Annotated in this window: 12 protein-coding genes and 2 pseudogenes; 8 read left to right on the plus strand and 6 right to left on the minus strand. The window is 69.5% G+C overall.

What is annotated here, in order from left to right; all coding sequences use genetic code 11:
• Positions 1-113: 2-C-methyl-D-erythritol 4-phosphate cytidylyltransferase (locus tag K2X24_RS00560; RefSeq protein ID WP_292493707.1), on the minus strand; the 113-nt coding region annotated here is incomplete at its 3' end.
• A 185-nt stretch (positions 114-298) separates the two neighbouring features.
• Between K2X24_RS00560 and dusB the strand changes: the two genes are divergently transcribed.
• The 4 genes and pseudogenes from dusB to K2X24_RS00580 all read left to right on the plus strand — a co-directional run.
• Positions 299-1,348, plus strand: a complete 1,050-nt coding sequence (dusB, locus tag K2X24_RS00565) for a tRNA dihydrouridine synthase DusB (protein ID WP_292493689.1) — start codon at positions 299-301, stop codon at positions 1,346-1,348.
• Complete coding sequence (locus tag K2X24_RS00570) at positions 1,345-2,499, plus strand: ATP-binding protein (protein ID WP_292493691.1); 1,155 nt, start codon at positions 1,345-1,347, stop codon at positions 2,497-2,499. Before dusB ends, K2X24_RS00570 begins: the two co-directional genes overlap by 4 nt.
• Before the next feature lie 9 nt (positions 2,500-2,508).
• Complete coding sequence (ntrC, locus tag K2X24_RS00575) at positions 2,509-3,972, plus strand: nitrogen regulation protein NR(I) (protein ID WP_243914599.1); 1,464 nt, start codon at positions 2,509-2,511, stop codon at positions 3,970-3,972.
• A gap of 29 nt (positions 3,973-4,001) precedes the next feature.
• Positions 4,002-4,535 (plus strand): annotated as a pseudogene (locus tag K2X24_RS00580) (DUF6886 family protein); the annotation flags it as partial.
• 267 nt (positions 4,536-4,802) lie between these two features.
• Here K2X24_RS00580 and K2X24_RS00585 read toward each other — a convergent pair.
• The 3 genes from K2X24_RS00585 to K2X24_RS00595 all read right to left on the minus strand — a co-directional run bounded on the left by K2X24_RS00585 (position 4,803) and on the right by K2X24_RS00595 (position 9,897).
• On the minus strand, positions 4,803-6,479 hold the full coding sequence (locus K2X24_RS00585; protein ID WP_292493694.1) for a methyl-accepting chemotaxis protein: 1,677 nt from the start codon (positions 6,477-6,479) through the stop codon (positions 4,803-4,805).
• 446 nt (positions 6,480-6,925) lie between these two features.
• Positions 6,926-8,200 carry an oxalate/formate MFS antiporter gene (gene oxlT / locus K2X24_RS00590; protein WP_292493696.1) on the minus strand — a complete coding sequence of 425 codons (1,275 nt, stop codon included), beginning with the start codon at positions 8,198-8,200 and terminating at the stop codon, positions 6,926-6,928.
• A 98-nt stretch (positions 8,201-8,298) separates the two neighbouring features.
• The gene (locus K2X24_RS00595) at positions 8,299-9,897 is read right to left on the minus strand and encodes a gamma-glutamyltransferase family protein (protein ID WP_292493698.1); all 1,599 of its coding nucleotides are present in this window, start codon (positions 9,895-9,897) and stop codon (positions 8,299-8,301) included.
• A 301-nt stretch (positions 9,898-10,198) separates the two neighbouring features.
• On the opposite strand from K2X24_RS00595, the gene K2X24_RS00600 reads away from it, so the two are divergent.
• From K2X24_RS00600 to hflX, 4 genes are all read left to right on the plus strand, one after another.
• Positions 10,199-12,481, plus strand: a complete 2,283-nt coding sequence (locus tag K2X24_RS00600) for a PAS domain-containing sensor histidine kinase (protein ID WP_292493699.1) — start codon at positions 10,199-10,201, stop codon at positions 12,479-12,481.
• Entirely contained in the window at positions 12,478-13,848 is a 1,371-nt protein-coding gene (locus K2X24_RS00605; protein WP_292493701.1) for a sigma-54 dependent transcriptional regulator, read from the plus strand. Before K2X24_RS00600 ends, K2X24_RS00605 begins: the two co-directional genes overlap by 4 nt.
• A 157-nt stretch (positions 13,849-14,005) precedes the next feature.
• Positions 14,006-14,260: an RNA chaperone Hfq gene (gene hfq / locus K2X24_RS00610; RefSeq protein ID WP_238275333.1), complete on the plus strand. Its 255-nt coding sequence runs from the start codon at positions 14,006-14,008 to the stop codon at positions 14,258-14,260.
• A gap of 114 nt (positions 14,261-14,374) precedes the next feature.
• On the plus strand, positions 14,375-15,790 hold the full coding sequence (hflX, locus tag K2X24_RS00615) for a GTPase HflX (protein ID WP_292493706.1): 1,416 nt from the start codon (positions 14,375-14,377) through the stop codon (positions 15,788-15,790).
• A gap of 95 nt (positions 15,791-15,885) precedes the next feature.
• Here the strand turns inward: hflX and K2X24_RS00620 are convergent, their stop codons facing one another.
• Entirely contained in the window at positions 15,886-16,446 is a 561-nt protein-coding gene (locus tag K2X24_RS00620; protein ID WP_292493709.1) for a fasciclin domain-containing protein, read from the minus strand.
• A 216-nt stretch (positions 16,447-16,662) separates the two neighbouring features.
• Positions 16,663-17,122, minus strand: a pseudogene (locus K2X24_RS00625) (transporter); the annotation flags it as partial.

The raw sequence follows: 17,122 nt of genomic DNA on the forward strand, positions 1-17,122 counted from the left end.
AGCACGGCCTGGCCGCCGACGCGGCGGTACTGCTTCGGGGTGTCGCCGCCGATGCGGATACCGCGACCGGCCGCGACGACCACCGCTGCGGCATTCCACGCGGTGCCGGACATGCGTATGCTCCCGCGCTTCGGGTGTTATGAGGAACCCCCGCACCGACGAGCCCCCGCGCGTTCGCGATGCGAAGGCTCCGGCGACCCGCCAATGGGGTGGTCTGTCGTTTAAGCGCGGGAGAAGCTGAAATCAAATCTGCGGAATCGCTTGCGCGGCGGTCCGATTTGTCTATTTGTTGAGCACAATGTGCGCTGATGATTATTTGAGCTTTCTCCGGGCGGGGGCGACCCGCGAAGCCGCGCCCACGAGTGGTGGCGATCGGCCGGTGCCGGTCCTGCTGGCACCGCTCTCCGGCGTCACCGACCTGCATGTCCGGCGCATCGCGCGTCGTCTCGGGGCGAGCGCGGTCGTCTCCGAGATGGTGGCCGCCGCTGAGCTGGCGCGCGGGGACCAGGAGGCGCGGCTGCGCGCCGAGGGCAGCGGCGTCGATCCCCACATCGTGCAGCTCGCCGGCTGCGCGCCGGAGCCGATGGCCGAGGCCGCGCGCATCGCCGAGGCGAACGGCGCCGACGTGATCGACATCAACATGGGCTGTCCGGCCAAGGTCGTCACCGGGGTGGCCTCGGGCTCGGCCCTGATGCGCGACATCGAGGGCGCGACCCGCATTCTCGCGGCGGTGCGCGGCGCGGTCCGCGTGCCCGTCACGGTGAAGATGCGCCTCGGCTGGGACCACGCGACCCTCAACGCACCGGCCCTGGCGCGCCGGGCCGAGGGCCTCGGGCTCAACGCCGTGACGGTCCATGGCCGGACCCGGCAGCAATTCTACAAGGACCGGGCCGACTGGGCCGCGATCCGCGCCGTGGTCGAGGCGGTGGCGATCCCCGTCATCGCCAACGGCGACGTCACCACGCTGGCCGAGGCGCGGACCTGCCTCGCCCGCTCCGGCGCCGCCGGCCTGATGGTGGGGCGGGCGGCGGTGGGCCGGCCCTGGCTCGTCGGCGCGCTGGCGGCCGGCCTCGCCGGGCGGCCGGCACCGGTTCTGTCGGGCGCCGAGATGGCGGGTCTGGCGGTGGAGCACTACCAGGGCCTGCTCGCCCTCTACGGCCTGCGCATGGGCGTGCGCCACGCCCGCAAGCATCTGGCGGCCTACGCGGAGGCCGGCGGCGGCCTCGATCCGGAGGCGCGGATGCGGCTCCTCACCACCACCGACCCGGCGACCGCCACCGCGCTCCTGGCGCGCGCCTTCACGGGCGGTCGCGACGGGGCCGTCGAGGCGATCGGGGAGGCCGCATGAGCTCGGGCAAGCCGATACCCGGCCGGAACGGCAGCGCGCGCAGCGATGCGGCCCCCACCAGCGAGGCGGTGATCAACGCGCTGCCGCTGCCGGTGCTGACGGTGGGGGCGAACGACCACATCCTCCACGTCAACCACGCGGGCGAGACGTTCTTCGATCATTCCGCCCGGCTGATGCAGCGGCGGCGCCTGTCGGACATCATTCCCTTCGCCTCGCCGATCATCGCGCTGGTGGCGGAGGTGCGCCGGCGCCGGGCCAGCGTCAGCGAGTACGGGGTCGAGCTGGTGCAGCCGCGCTCCGGGCTGGAGCGCAGCGTCGACGTGTTCGCGACGCCGCTCGGCGACGACGAGGACGCCGTGGTGCTGATGCTCCAGGAACGCACCATCGCCGACAAGATGAACCGCCAGCTCACCCACCGGGGGGCGGCCCGCTCCATGGTGGCCCTGGGCGCCATGCTGGCCCACGAGATCAAGAACCCGCTCGCCGGCATCCGGGGGGCGGCCCAGCTGCTCGAGCAATCCGGCAACGAGGAGGACCGCCTCCTGACCCGGCTGATCTGCGACGAATCCGACCGGATCGTGCGCATCGTCGAGCGCATGGAGCTGTTCGGCGACGAGCGTCCGGTGGAGCGCGGCTCGGTCAACGTCCACGGCGTGCTCGATCAGGTGAAGCGCTCGGCGCAGTCGGGTTTTGCCCGTCACATCCGCTTCGTGGAGACCTACGATCCCTCGCTGCCGCCAGTGCTGGGCAACCGCGACCAGCTCGTGCAGGTCATCCTCAACCTCGTGAAGAACGCCTCCGAAGCCATCGGGGCCGACGCGGTGGACGGGGAGATCACCCTCTCGACGGCCTTCCGCACCGGCCTGCGCCTCCAGGTGCCGGGCTCGCGCGAGCGCGTCAGCCTGCCGATCGAGGTGGCGGTGCGCGACAACGGACCGGGCGTCTCGGCGGACCTACTTCCGGACCTGTTCGACCCCTTCGTCACCACGAAGGCGCAGGGCTCCGGCCTCGGACTTGCACTGGTGGCCAAGATCATCGGCGATCACGGTGGAATCGTCGAGTGCGATCCGGTCCCGCGCCGGACCACCTTCCGCCTTCTTCTCCCCATGTCGAGCGCCCGCGACGGGCGCGAATCGTCCGCGGAGCCATAGAGTCGCGTCATGCCCAACGGACACATCATCGTCGCGGACGACGACGCCGCCATCCGCACCGTCCTCAACCAGGCGCTGTCGCGGGCAGGCTACGAAGTCCGCTCCACCGGCAACTGCGCCACCCTCTGGCGCTGGGTGGCGGAAGGCGCGGGCGACCTCGTCATCACCGACGTGGTGATGCCCGACGAGAACGTCTTCGACCTCCTGCCGCGCATCAAGCGGGTACGCCCCGAACTGCCGATCATCGTCATGAGCGCGCAGAACACCTTCATGACGGCGATCCGCGCCTCCGAGCGGGGCGCGTACGAGTACCTGCCCAAGCCCTTCGACCTGAAGGAGCTGATCGCCATCGTCGGGCGCGCCCTGTCCCGTCCGCGCGGCACGGCGCCGGCCGGGGCCGATCCCGGCAACGAGGACATCCCCCTCGTCGGGCGCTCGCCGGCCATGCAGGAGATCTACCGGGCGCTCGCCCGGCTGATGCCCACCGACCTCACGGTGATGATCACGGGCGAGTCCGGCACCGGCAAGGAGCTGGTCGCCCGCGCGCTGCACGATTACGGCCGCCGCCGCACCGGCCCGTTCGTGCCCGTGAACATGGCGGCGATCCCCCGCGACCTCATCGAATCCGAGCTATTCGGCCACGAGAAGGGCGCCTTCACGGGCGCCCTGGCGCGCTCCGCCGGCCGCTTCGAGCAGGCCGAGGGCGGCACCCTGTTCCTCGACGAGATCGGCGACATGCCGATGGAGGCGCAGACCCGGCTCCTGCGCGTCCTGCAGCAGGGCGAGTACACGACGGTGGGCGGCCGCGTGCCGATCAAGACCAACGTCCGCATCATCGCGGCCACGAACAAGGACCTTCGGGTCTCGATCCAGCAGGGCATTTTTCGCGAGGACCTGTTCTTCCGCCTCAACGTCGTGCCGCTACGCCTGCCCGCGCTGCGCGAGCGCTCGGAGGACGTGCCCGATCTCATCCGCCACTTCTTCGTCCTGGTGGAGCGGGAGGGCCTGAGCCGCAAGCAGCTCGACGGCGATGCGATGGAGCGCCTGAAGCGCTATCGCTGGCCCGGCAACGTGCGCGAATTGGAGAACCTCGTCCGGCGCCTCGCGGCCCTCTACCCGCAGGAGACCATCACCGGCCCGGTGATCGAGGCCGAGCTCGACACGCTGCCCCTGGCGCAGAGCCAGCCGAACGGCACGCCGGGCACCCGCAAGCCGGGCGGCGAGGCCGAGACCCTGTCGGGCGCAGTGGAGCGCCACCTCGCCGAATATTTCGGCGGGTATCGCGATACGCTGCCCCCGCCCGGCCTCTATCACCGCATCTTACGCGAGATCGAGGGGCCTCTGATCGGGGCGGCGCTGGCCGCCACCCGCGGCAACCAGATCCGCGCGGCCGAATTGCTGGGCGTCAACCGCAACACCCTGCGCAAGAAGGTGCGCGACCTCGACCTCCAGGTGTTCCGCAACGCGCGGTGACTCCGCGCGCGCCGGCCGAACCGGGGGCGATGCGCCCTGCGCTGTTCCACTTCAGCGAGGATCCGGACATCCGGGTCTTCGTCCCGCGCCCCGTTCGGGTCGGCATCGACCGCGGCGCGGCGCGCGCCTGGCTGAACGGTCCCCTGGTCTGGGCGATCGCGGCGGATTTCTGCCTGCTCTACCTCTTTCCGCGCGACTGTCCCCGGATCGTGATCTGGCCCACCGCCGAGACGACACCGGAGGACCGGCAGGCTTGGTTCGGCGATGTCACCGGCCGCGCCGTCGCCTATGTCGAGGAGGCCTGGGCGGAGCGGATCGCGGGCGGGACGATCCAGCGCTATCGGATGCCGCCCGGGACCTTTGAGCCCGCCGGCGATCCGGGCGCCTGGGTCTCGCGCCACGCGATCGTCCCGGAGTGCCGCGACACGCTCCGGAACCTGCCCGCGGCGATGGCGGCGGCGGGCCTGGAACTGCGCATCCTGCCGCGCCTCAAGCCCCTGGCGCCGGTCTGGACCTCCACCCTGCATGCCAGCGGCATCCGCCTCAGGAATGCGCAGGACTGGGTGACGCCGGAGGGCGGGCCGCCGCGATCGATCCCACGCGACCGAACGGGATGCGGCGATGATCGGGCGCCCGGGACGGAGGAACGCGCCGCCGTCCGTTTCCGGCTCGATGAGAGCGGATGACGTATCGCCGAGCCCGCGCGGCCGTTGCGCCAAGCCCGGATCCGCCATCCCTTCCGGCGATCCGCCAGGGAGCGCCGGAAGGGATCGGACGGATCGCGTATGACCGTCGGGTCGGTCCCGTCGCCAGCGGCCGCCGGGTCGGGGTCAGGCCGCCCGAACGGTGGCGAGGAAGCGCGTCACCTCGGCCCCGAGGTGCTCGGACTGGCGCGAGAGTTCGGAGGCCGCGGACAGGACCTGGCCGGCGGCAGCCCCCGTCTCTTCCGAGGCCTGCGCCACGGCCGCGATGTTGTGGGTGACCTCGCTGGTGCCCGCGGACGCCTGAGCGACGTTGCGCACGATCTCCTGGGTCGCGGCGCCCTGTTCCTCCACCGCGGCGGCGATCGATGTGGCCACGCCGTTGATCTCGCGGATGCGGGTGGTGATGGATCCGATGGCCGCCACCGCCTGCCCGGTCACCCCCTGGATCTGGCCGATCTGCGTGCCGATCTCGTCGGTTGCCCGCGCCGTCTGCGCGGCCAGTTCCTTGACCTCGGTGGCCACCACCGCGAAGCCGCGGCCGGCATCGCCAGCCCGGGCCGCCTCGATGGTGGCGTTGAGCGCGAGCAGGTTGGTCTGGCTGGCGATGTTCGAGATCAACCCGACCATATCGCCGATGCGCGCCGAGGCCTGGCTCAGGGCCTGGACCAGATTCATGGTCTGGTCCGCCTCTCCAACGGCCAGGCGAGCGAGGTCGGAGGAGCCGGACACCTGACGCCCGATCTCCTGGACCGAGGTTCCGAGCTCCTCGGCCGCGGCGGCCACGGTGTGGACGTTCGTCGAGGCCTGTTCGGCGGCGGCGGCGACGCTCACCGACTGGTTCGCGGTTTCGGCCGCCGTGCCCGTCATCGTCAGTGCGGTCGCCTGCAGTTCCGTCGCCGAGGAGGACACCGCGCCGACGATGCCGCCGACCGCTTGCTCGAAGACGTCGGCCATCTGACGCATACCGGCCTTGCGCTGCTCCTCGGCGGAGGCGCGCGCCAGCACGGTCTCCTCCTCCAGGGCGCGCGACCGCAGCAGGTTGTCCCGGAAGACCCGTACGGCGGCGGACATGGAGCCGATCTCGTCGTGACGCTGCGCGTAGGGAACCTCGGCCTGGGCCTCCCCCTCCGCCAGACGACGCATCCGCTCGGTCATGCGGGTGATCGGGCGCGACACACCGAAGAACGAGTACGCCATCGCGCCGAGAGCGAGGAGAATGGCGATGCAGAGGGTCAGCAGCATCGTGCGGACGGCCGAGGATTGCTGGTCGCGGATTTCCGAGCCCGCACTCATCCCCTGGGAGAGTTTCAGGTCGACGAGCGCGCGGGTCGCATCCGCCACGGCCCGGTAAGGACCGTACATCTCGCCATTGAGGTGAAGGATGGACGCATCCCGGTCTCCGAAGGGCATGTCCCGCAGGGATTTCCAGGTTGGCTTGAGAAGCTCGTTCTTCGTCACGAGGTCGGCATAGAGCTTCTTCTCGTCGTCCGTCTTGATGAACGCCTTGAACGCTTCGATCTTGGCATTCCGATCGCGGATGAATTCCTCGACCTTGGCGAGCGTTTCGGCCCGCACGCTCTCGGTCGTCGCGGCCGCGTAGCGGAACTGCCAGAGACGCCCACGGGTGACGAGCACGTTGATGGCGTTGGCCTCGTTCATCGAGGGAACCGTGGTATCGAGCAGTTCTCCGGTCTTGTGCGAGATGGCGTCGAGCTTCATCAAGCCGACCGTACCTTGCGCCAGTGACAACACGAGGAGCGTCGCGAACGATCCCGCGAGCGCGGTTCTAATGCTGATCTTCATCTTCCGAGCCCGATATTATGACCAGGCTAAAATGTTCGTATTTTACTAAATGATTATTAATTATGCCATGGAAATATAGCTCAGCTTATTCTATGAATTCTATCGAGACAATATCTCAAAGTAAATCGACGGCATTATCGTTCGCCGTGCGGTGTCTTGCTCGTTGCGCTCGACCTTGTTCGAAAGATCCGTGCCAAGTGATCGTGAGACTGGCAACCGCCGACAGCGCCTGATTGTTCGGCCGCCCTCGAGAACCTGCATCGGAGCGCGGACCACCGTAAGTCTCCCGCTCCGCATGACTGACGCGGGTCGAACGAAGACGCGGCAAACCATGGTGCGGCACCGGAATAAACCTAGGCGTCGCGAGCGCCTCGCGCGATACGCGAAGCGCGAAGCGCGGACGGGGAGACCCGTCCGCGCTTCGAAGCACGCTCTGCGGCGAAGGGTCAGGCCAGGGCGGGCTCGCCCACGCGGACCGGGGCCGCGCCGCCGTCGAGCCAGCGCCGGCGCATGGGTTTGAGCACGAAGTAGGCGAGGATCGCGGTCAGCACGTCGAGGGTGATGATGATCGCGAAGACCGGCAGCCACGAACCCTGCACGGCGTAGATCCAGGCCGCGATCGGGCCGCCGAACAGCGAGCCGATGCCCTGAGCCATGTAGAGGAAGCCGTAATTCGTGGTGGCGTGCTTCGTGCCGAAGGTGTCGGTGAGGATGGACGGGAACAGCGAGAAGATCTCGCCCCAGGCAAAGAACACCACGCCGGAGAGGAGCGCGAAGGCGTAGGCGTTCTCGCGGAAGACGAGGAGCAGGGCGATGGCCACCGCCTCCGCCGCGAAGGCGATGCCCATCGTGTTCTCGCGCCCGATCCGGTCCGAGACCCAGCCGAAGAACGGACGGGTCAGGCCGTTGGTGATGCGGTCGAAGGTCAGCGCGAAGGGCAGGGCGACGAAGCCGAAGATGATCGCGTCGGCGACCCCGAAGTCGCGCGCGAAGGAGGCGAAGTTGGCCACCACCATCAGGCCGCCCGTCGACATCATCGTCATCATGGCGAACATCAGCCAGAACAGCGGGGTCCGCAGCATCGCCTTCGGGGCCGTGTCGTGCACGCAGGTCGAGAGGTTGACGGCGGGCGCCGGCAGAACTTCGCCGGCGCGCGGCGCGCGTAGGCCGAGGGCCGCCAGGGCCCCGATGGCCCCGAGCACGATGCCGAACACCGTCAGCGTGTGGCGGTAGCCGGATGCGGCGAGCATGTCGCTGATGGGAAAGGTGCTCAGCATGGCGCCCATGCCGTAGCCGGCGGCGACCACGCCCACGGCGAAGCCGCGCCGGTCGGGAAACCACTTCACCATCAGGCCGACGATGCCGACATAGACGATGCCGGTGCCGAGGCCGCAGAACAGGCCGTAGGTGGCGTAGACGCCGAGCAGTGTGTCGACCCGGGCGGCCAGGACCCAGCCGAGGCCCGAGAGGGCGGCACCGAGCGCGATCATTAGCTTGGGACTGAACCGGTCGATCAGGTAGCCCTGCACCGGCGAGAAGAAGGTCTGCAGCACGATCAGGATCGTGAAGGTCCACTGGATCTGCGGCAGGGTCGCGCCGGTCGTTGCGATCAGTGGCTTGGTGAAGAGCGTCCAGACGTATTGCGGACTTGAGATCGCCATCATGGCGACGAGGCCCAGGCCGAGTTGGATCCAGCGCTGGCGGGAGAGAGATGTATCCATAATACGCTCCTTGCGACGGGCGCCCGTCGCAAGGAAAATGCCAAGAGGTTGGCGCGCACTTCGATAGTGTGCGACCTAGAAGCGAAGTATCCCGGAGGCTACAATCCCTCCGCGCCCCCGTCCGAGCGCGGATCGTGCACCGCCGCGACCGAGCCGTTGCGGGGATCGCGGATCAGCATGCCGGCATGGCCGAGGGAATCGATGTAGGCGCCGCCGAGTTCCTCGATCGCATGACCGAGACTGCGCAGTTCGGCGATGCAGGCGGGGTCGAAGCGGTCCTCCACCTTCACGGTGAGGGACTCGGCACCCCAGGTCCGTCCGTAGAGGAGGCGCGGCGCATCGACGGCGTCGGCCGGGCTCATTCCGTAATCGGCGTAGCGGGCGAAGATCTGCGACTGGAACTGCGGCTGCCCGTCGCCGCCCATGCTGCCGTAGGACATCACCCGGCCGTCGTCGAAGCAGGCCAGCGCCGGGATCAGGGTGTGGAAGGGCCGGCGCCCAGGCTCCAGCGGATTCACGGCCGTGGCGTCGAGGGAGAACGAGGTGCCGCGGTTCTGCCAGTGGATGCCGGTCTTGGGCAGGACGATGCCGGAGCCGTATTCCCAGTAGATCGACTGGATGTAGGACACCGCGAGGCCGTCGCGGTCGATGGCGCCCATCCAGACCGTGTCGCCCTCGCCGGGGTTGCGCAGGGGCACGCTGGCGGCCCGGCGCATATCGATCTGCGCCGCCTCGCGGTCCAGCCGCTCCGGCGTCAGGAAGCTCGCGGGGTCGACCGCCAGCCGGTCGTAGTCGGTGACGATCCGGTCCCGAATCGCGAAGGCACGCTTCGTCGCCTCGATGAGCCCGTGGTAATGCGCGGTGGTCTCGGGCCGGGCGATCCGCAGGCGGTCGAAGATGCCGAGGATCAGGAGCGCGGCGATGCCTTGGGTCGGCGGCGGGAAGTTGTAGAGCGTCGCGTCGCGGCGGCGGATCGAGAGCGGCGCGCGCTCGCGGGGCGCGTAGGCTTCGAGATCGGCCCGGGTCACCGGCGTTCCGAGCTGGTCGAGGTCGGCGGCGATCTCTCGGCCGAGATCGCCCTTGTAGAAGTCGTCGAGGCCCGCATGGGCCAGTTGCTCGAGCGTGGCGGCCAACGCCGGCAGCCTGCGGATCGCGCCGGCCGCGAAGGGCTTGCCGCCGTCGAGGAAGGTCGGCGCGAAATGCGGCTGGTCGTGCAGCGTGTCGAGCTCCTTCGGGACGTAGCGCGCCTCCGAGGGCGAGACCGCGACGCCGTCGCGGGCGTGGCGGATCGCGTCGGCGAGCAGGGTGTCCAGGGGCAGGCGGCCGCCGAGGGCCTTGGCGAGGTCGAGGGCGAGACGCCAGCCGCCGATGGCCCCCGCCACGGTGAGGGCCGCATCGGGCCCGCGCGACGGCAGCACCTCGTAGCCCTGCGCCCGGTAGCGCTGGATCGTGGCGTTCCGGCCGGCCGGGCCGCAGGCCTCGATGCCCCGCACCCGCCCGCCGCGCTCGCGCACCAGCCAGAACCCGTCGCCGCCGATGCCGTTCATGTGCGGGTAGACCACCGCGATGGTGGCGGCCATGGCGGTCATCGCCTCGATGGCATTGCCCCCCTGCGCCAGGATGTGCTGCCCGGCCTGGGCCGCGAGGCGATGGGGCGCCGCGACGGCGGCCGAGGCGAAGACGGGCGTGTCAGACATGATGAACTCGGTGTGAGGAGAGATCGGAGGATAATGTATTTTCACGGGCCGTCGATCGACACGAGGCGCGCATCGTGAGGACCGCCGCCGCGCCGGGAGACCGGAGATCCGAGTGGTTCCTACGCAGCCGCGTGGCCAATTCGTATTAATTTCGCCACACTGTTGTGGCGACGCATCAGCCATGCCGTGGCTTCGATCTTCCAGCACTTCGGGCAGCACTTCTGCCCCCCCCGCGGAGGGTTCAGGCCCTGCCGACGCGGCCCTCGAGGCGAGCGACGGGCCCGACCGCCTGACCACGATCGTGCGCCCGCCGCCGCGCGGCCCCGGCCTCGTCGGGGCCCTGGTGGTCGTCACCGCCCTGGTCTCGGCCATCGCCACCTTCCTGATCCTGGCCGGCGTGATCCGGGTGACGCCGACGCCGACCGTCGGGCTGACGCTGCTCGGGATCAACGTCTTCCTCGTCCTCGGCCTCGTGGTGATCATCGCCTGGGAGGCGCGGGTCTTCCTCTACGCCCGGCGCACCAACGCCGCGGTGGCACGGCTGCACACCCGCATCGTCGGCCTGTTCAGCCTCATCGCCATCCTGCCGACCGTGCTTCTCGCCGTGGTGGCGGCGGTGACGATCGACCGGGGCCTGTCGCTGGGCTTCACCGACCGGGTGCGCGACGTGGTGCTGAAATCCGTCGAGGTCGCCGACGCCTATCAGGAGAACCAGTGCCAGAGCCTGGCGCGCGAGATCCGCATCCTCACGGACGACCTGACCCGGGCGCGACCGAACTTCGACGTCAACCGGACCTGGTTCGAGAGCTTCCTGACCACGCGGGCCACGGCTTTGGGCCTGCCGGTGGCCGAGATCATGCGCGGGCCGACCGAGGTGGTGGCCCGGGCCAAGATCGACCTGCTCAAGGAGCGGCGCCTTCCGTCGGCCGCGGCCTTCGAGGACGCGGCGAAATCGAGCGACCCGATCTGCCTCGTGCCGAGCGAGGGGCGGATCTTCGCCGCGCTCCTGCGCATGCCGGCCTATGACGGCGCGGTGCTGCTGGTGCAGCGGGAGGTGAGCCAGCTCGCCGTGGAGTTCCCCGGCGTGTCCCGCGCGGCGGCGGCCGAGTACCTCACCTACGATTCCCTGAAGCGCTCGATCCAGATCAGCTTCGCCTCGGTCTTCGTGCTGATCGCCCTCATCGCGCTCCTGTCGGCGGTGTGGTTCGGCCTGAACTTCGCCAACCGCTTCGTCGCGCCGATCCGGCGCCTGATCAACGCGGCCGACCAGGTCGCCTCGGGCAACTTCTACGCCCAGGTCCCGGCCCGGAAGAGCGACGGCGACCTCGCCCACCTCTCGGAGAGCTTCAACAAGATGACGCAGGAGCTGCGCCGCCAGCACGACGGGCTGACGGCGGCCAGCGACCTCATCGACCGCAGGCGCCGCTTCACCGAGGCCGTCCTGTCGGGCGTCTCGCCGGGGGTGATGGGCGTCGATGCCGCCGGCCTCGTCACCATCGCCAACCCGTCGGTGGAGCGCACCCTGGGCCTCACGGCGGAAGCGATCGTCGGCAAGCCCCTGACGCAGGTGGTGCCGGAATTGGAGGCGCTGTTCCCGGACGGGGCGGAGACGCGCCTGCGCGCCATGCAGCAGCAGATCCAGCTCACCCGCGACGGGCGCGAGCGCACGGTGACGGTGCGGGTGACGAGCGAGCAGGCGCAAGGCGGCCCCCGCGGCTTCGTCGTCACCCTCGACGACATCACCGACCTCGTCTCGGCCCAGCGCACCTCGGCCTGGGCGGATGTGGCCCGCCGGATCGCCCACGAGATCAAGAACCCGCTGACCCCGATCCAGCTCTCGGCCGAGCGCATCCGGCGCAAGTACGGCAAGGTCATCACCACCGACAAGGAGGTGTTCGACCAGTGCACGGCCACGATCGTGCGTCAGGTCGACGAGATCAAGCGCATGGTGGACGAGTTCTCGTCCTTCGCGCGGATGCCCAAGCCCGCCATCGCGCAGAACGACCTCAGCGAGATCGCCCGCCAGAACCTGTTCATGATGCGGGTGGCGCATCCCGACCTGGAATTCTCCTTCGGGGAGGCGGGCGGCGAGCGGGTGGTGGCGGCCTTCGACATCCGCCTGCTCTCGCAGGCGATCACCAACATCCTGAAGAACGCCGTCGAGGCGGTGCAGGCCGTGCCGGAGGCCGATCTCGCGGCCAGCCCCGGCGGCAAGGGCCGCGTCGACGTGCGCCTCGTCCTCGAGGAGGGCTTCGCCGTCATCGAGGTGACGGATAACGGAAAGGGATTTCCCGCGGAGGGGCGCCAGCGGCTGTTGGAGCCCTACATGACCACCCGCGAGGGCGGGACGGGGCTGGGGCTGGCCATCGTCAGCAAGGTCCTCGAAGAGCATGGCGGCGGGATCGAATTGAACGACAATCCGGAAGGCCGGGGCGGACGGGTGCGGATGCGGGTGCCCCGCGAGGCCCCCGGCGACCCGAGCCGTGATACTGCCACCCAAACGACGCCGGAGGGCCGACCCTCCGTGCAGGACGAGAAGGGCGCCGCGCGCACGGCCCCCCCCATCGCGGAGATTCAGTCATGAGCGCCGATATCCTGATCGTCGACGACGAGGCCGACATCCGCGACCTCGTGGCCGGCATCCTCGACGACGAGGGCCATCGCACCCGGACCGCCGGGGGCTCCGACGAGGCGCTGACGGCGATCGAGTCGCGCCGGCCCCACCTCGTCTTCCTCGACATCTGGCTGCAGGGCTCGCGCCTCGACGGCCTGCAGGTGCTCGACCAGATCAAGGCCGGGCATCCGGACCTGCCGGTGGTGATGATCTCGGGCCACGGCAACATCGAGACCGCCGTGGCGGCCATCAAGGCCGGCGCCTACGACTTCATCGAGAAGCCGTTCAAGGCCGACCGCCTGATCCTGGTGGCCGAGCGGGCGCTGGAGGCCTCGCGCCTCAAGCGCGAGGTGCGCGACCTCAAGGCCCGCTCCGGCCAGGCGAGCCGCCTCGTGGGTGCCTCCGTGGTGGTCAACCAGCTGCGCCAGACCGTGGAGCGCGTGGCGCCCACCAACGCGCGCGTGATGATCCTCGGCGCGCCGGGCTCGGGCAAGGAGCTCTCGGCGCGGACCCTGCACGCGATGTCGACCCGGGCCAGCGGCCCGTTCGTGGTCATCAACGCGGCCACGATCACGCCCGATACGATGGAGGCGGAGCTGTTCGGCGTCGAGGCCGGCGAAGGCCGGGCGCGCCGGGTCGGCGCTCTCGAGGAGGCGCATGGCGGCTCGCTCTACATCGACGAGGTCGCCGACATGCCGCGCGAGACGCAGAACCGCATCCTGCGCGTCCTCGTCGACCAGAACTTCCAGCGCGTCGGCGGCACCGCGCGGGTGCACGTGGACGTCCGCATCATCTCGTCGTCCTCGCGGGATCTGGCCGAGGAGATCGCCGCGGGCAGGTTCCGCGAGGACCTGTTCCACCGGCTCTCCGTGGTGCCGATCCGCGTGCCCGCCCTCTCCGAGCGGCGCGAGGACGTGCCGGAACTCATCACCTTCTTCATGGAGCAGATCTCGGGGGCCACCGGCCTTCCGCGCCGGCGCATCGCCGAGGACGCCATGGCGGTGCTCCAGTCGCACGACTGGCCCGGCAACGTCCGCCAGCTGCGCAACAACGTCGAGCGCCTGATGATCCTGACCCACACCGACCCGGATCAGGAGGTGACCTCCGAGATGCTGCCCACGGAGATCGGCGCCCTTGTGCCGACCACGCCGAACGGATCGGGCGGCGAGAAGCTGATGAGCCTCGCGCTGCGCGAGGCCCGCGAGATCTTCGAGCGCGAGTACCTCGTGGCGCAGATCGCGCGCTTCTCCGGCAACATCTCGCGCACCGCGGAGTTCATCGGCATGGAACGCTCCGCGCTCCACCGGAAACTCAAGTCCCTCGGCATCGGCCCCTGAGGATCGCGTGACGATGCACTTGCATCGCGCCCGCAATACACGTGTAATGCCGCGGACCCTGAGCGAGATCCTGGCGTTTCGCTTTCGGTCATGACACCAATAGAAGAGAACCCGTCCGGTGCGGCGGGCGGCAGCGTGAAGCAAGGATAAGAAGAAAATGGCGGGCGAGCGCGCGCAGAACCTCCAGGACACGTTCCTGAACCATGTTCGCAAGAACAAGATACCGTTGACCATCTTCCTCGTGAACGGCGTCAAGCTGCAGGGGGTGGTGACCTGGTTCGACAACTTCTGCGTGCTGCTGCGCCGAGATGGACACTCGCAGCTCGTCTACAAGCACGCGATCTCGACGATCATGCCGGGCCACCCGGTCCAGCTCTTCGAGCCCGACGAGACCACGCCCGACAAGGCTTGAGACAGCCCGAAAGCGTACGCCTCCGGCCCGATAAGGTTTGCCGCGCCCTTGTCTCGGGCCGGCAAGCGCCCATTGTCCTGAAGACACACAGGACAGGGTCGAACGAAAACCTACATGACTGAACCGATGACGGCCGGCGAAGCCCGGCTCCAGGCGATGGCCGCCCCTGAAGGCGATATCGCGGCGGCAACCCACACCCTCGTCGTCGGCCCCTATCTCGGGCGCGCCGCCGTGGCGGCCCGGGGCAACCCGAGCGGCAGCCCCGAAGCCCTGCGCTCCACCGAGGCACGGCTCGACGAGGCCGCCGGCCTCGCCGCCGCCATCGAACTCGACGTCGTCGAGGCCATCGTCGCGCCGGTGCAGCGCATCCGCCCCTCCACCTATCTGGGCAAGGGCCGGGTGGAGGAACTGGCCGGCGTGATCCGCGCCCGCGAGATCGGTCTCGTGGTGATGGACTGCGCGCTCTCGCCCGTGCAGCAGCGCAACCTCGAGAAGGCCTTCGGCTGCAAGGTCATCGACCGCACCGGCCTGATTCTCGAGATATTCGGGCGTCGCGCCTCGACCCGCGAGGGTACCCTCCAGGTCGAGCACGCGCACCTCGCCTACCAGAAGAGCCGCCTCGTGCGGTCCTGGACCCACCTGGAGCGCCAGCGCGGCGGCTTCGGCTTCCTCGGCGGCCCCGGCGAGACCCAGATCGAGGCCGACCGGCGCATGATCCAGGAGCGCATGACCAAGATCGAGCGCGAGCTCGACAGCGTCACACGCACGCGCGGCCTGCACCGTCAGAGCCGGGCGCGGGTGCCGTACCCGATCGTGGCCCTCGTGGGCTACACGAACGCGGGCAAGTCGACGCTGTTCAACACCCTCACCAAGGCCCAGGTGATGGCGCAGGACATGCTGTTCGCCACCCTGGATCCGACCGCCCGCGCCACCAAGCTGCCGCACGGCGAAACCGTGATCCTCTCGGACACGGTGGGCTTCATCTCCGAACTGCCGACCTCGCTGATCGCGGCCTTCCGGGCCACGCTGGAGGACGTGATCCACGCCGACATCCTGCTGCACGTGCGCGACGTCGCCCACGTGGACAGCGCGGCCCAGGCCGAGGATGTCGGATCGGTGCTGCGCGAACTCGGGATCGAGACCTCGGCGGCGCGCATCATCGAGGTCTGGAACAAGGCCGACCTGCTCGACGAGGATGAGCGCACCCGCCTGCTGAACCTCAGCGGGCACGGGCGCAACGACCGGGACAGCGACGCCCCGGTCCTGGTCTCGGCGGTCACGGGGGAGGGCCTCGGCGTCCTGACCGCCCGGATCGAGGCGCGGATCGCCCGGCAGCGCTCCACCTTCGCGGTCATCCTGCCGCCGGAGGATGGGGCGGCCCTGCACTGGCTCTACGAGAACGCGGAGGTGCTCGACCGGCGCGAGGAGGAGGGTGGGACCATGCATCTCGCTATCCGCATCGCCCCCGAGAAGGAGCCGCGCTTCCTCAACCGCTTCGCGGGCGCGCGCCGGCTCAACCGGGTCGGCTGAGAAACCCGATTCCCTTGCGGCCCCGAACGCGTTGCGCCCGCGATCCGAAAGGATCGCGGGCGCTTCCCGTCAGGCGACAGGCCGTTCCGGTGGGATCAGGGCTGGAGGACGCCGTTGACGACGTGGATGACGCCGTTCGACTGCATCACGTTGGCGACCGTGACGGTGGCGGTGCTGCCCTTGGCGTCAGTCACGTAGACCTTCTTGCCCTTGCTCTGGACGATCAGCGGCTCGCCCTGGACGGTCTTGAGCTGGGCTTCGCCGCCGCCATCCTTGGCGAGCTTCATCAGGTCCTTGGCCGTGTAGGTGCCGGGGACCACGTGGTAGGTCAGGATCTTGGTCAGCGTCGCCTTGTTCTCGGGCTTCACCAGGGTCTCGACGGTGCCGGCCGGCAGCTTGGCGAAGGCCGCGTCGGTGGGCGCGAACACCGTGAAGGGGCCGGGGCTCGACAGGGTGTCGACGAGGCCGGCAGCCTTCACGGCGGCGACCAGCGTGGTGTGATCCTTCGAGTTGACCGCGTTCTCCACGATGGTCTTCGAAGCGTACATCGGCGCGCCACCGACCATCGGGTTCTTGGCGAGCGCGGCGGCCGGCAGGGCGGCGCCGAGCGCGAAGGCGAGGGCGGCCGAGGCCAGGGCGCGGTGCGTGATCTTCATCATGAGCATGTTCCTCTTCGTCGTTCCCTCGTGCGGGGTGACTGAGGCGCTCTACGGGGCGTTCGCGCGGAAAGTTTCAGCCCTTCGCGCGCCCCGGACCGGGATCACGCCGATGTGAGGCGCCTGAAACGCGATAACCGCCGGACCCTGGGGATCCGGCGGTTATCGGAGGCGACGTCACGGGGAGACCGGGGCGCGAGCCCCGGCCAGCCGATCTCAGTACTTGCGGACGATCGGGGCCGGAGCAGCGGCGACCGGGGTCGGCGAGTACAGCGGCACGATCAGGCGGAACCAGCCCTCGACCGTGTCGGCGCGGCGCACGGCGTTCACGACGGTCGTGGCGACCCAGGCCTGGGCGGTGACGGGTCCGAAGTCGTAGCCGATGAGACCACCGACCGAGAAGTTGCCGCGGTTGCCGGCAGCGAGGCTGAACTGGCTGACGTCGAAGTTGTAGGTGCCGTAACCGATGGCGCCGATCTCGAACTTGCCGAACTTCTTGGTCGCGGTCAGGTCGAGGTTGAGCGAGTCGGAGATGAGGAACGGACCACGGGTGGTCGGGAACGCGACGCTGACGCCGGGGACGCCGCCGCCGAAGCTGGCCGGCGAGTCGTAGATGTTGGCGGTCAGGTTGGCCGTCAGGTTCCAGCCGTTGCCGGTGTAGCTGGCGGCGACGCCC

Source organism: Methylobacterium sp., assembly GCF_019750675.1.
Taxonomy (GTDB): domain Bacteria; phylum Pseudomonadota; class Alphaproteobacteria; order Rhizobiales; family Beijerinckiaceae; genus Methylobacterium.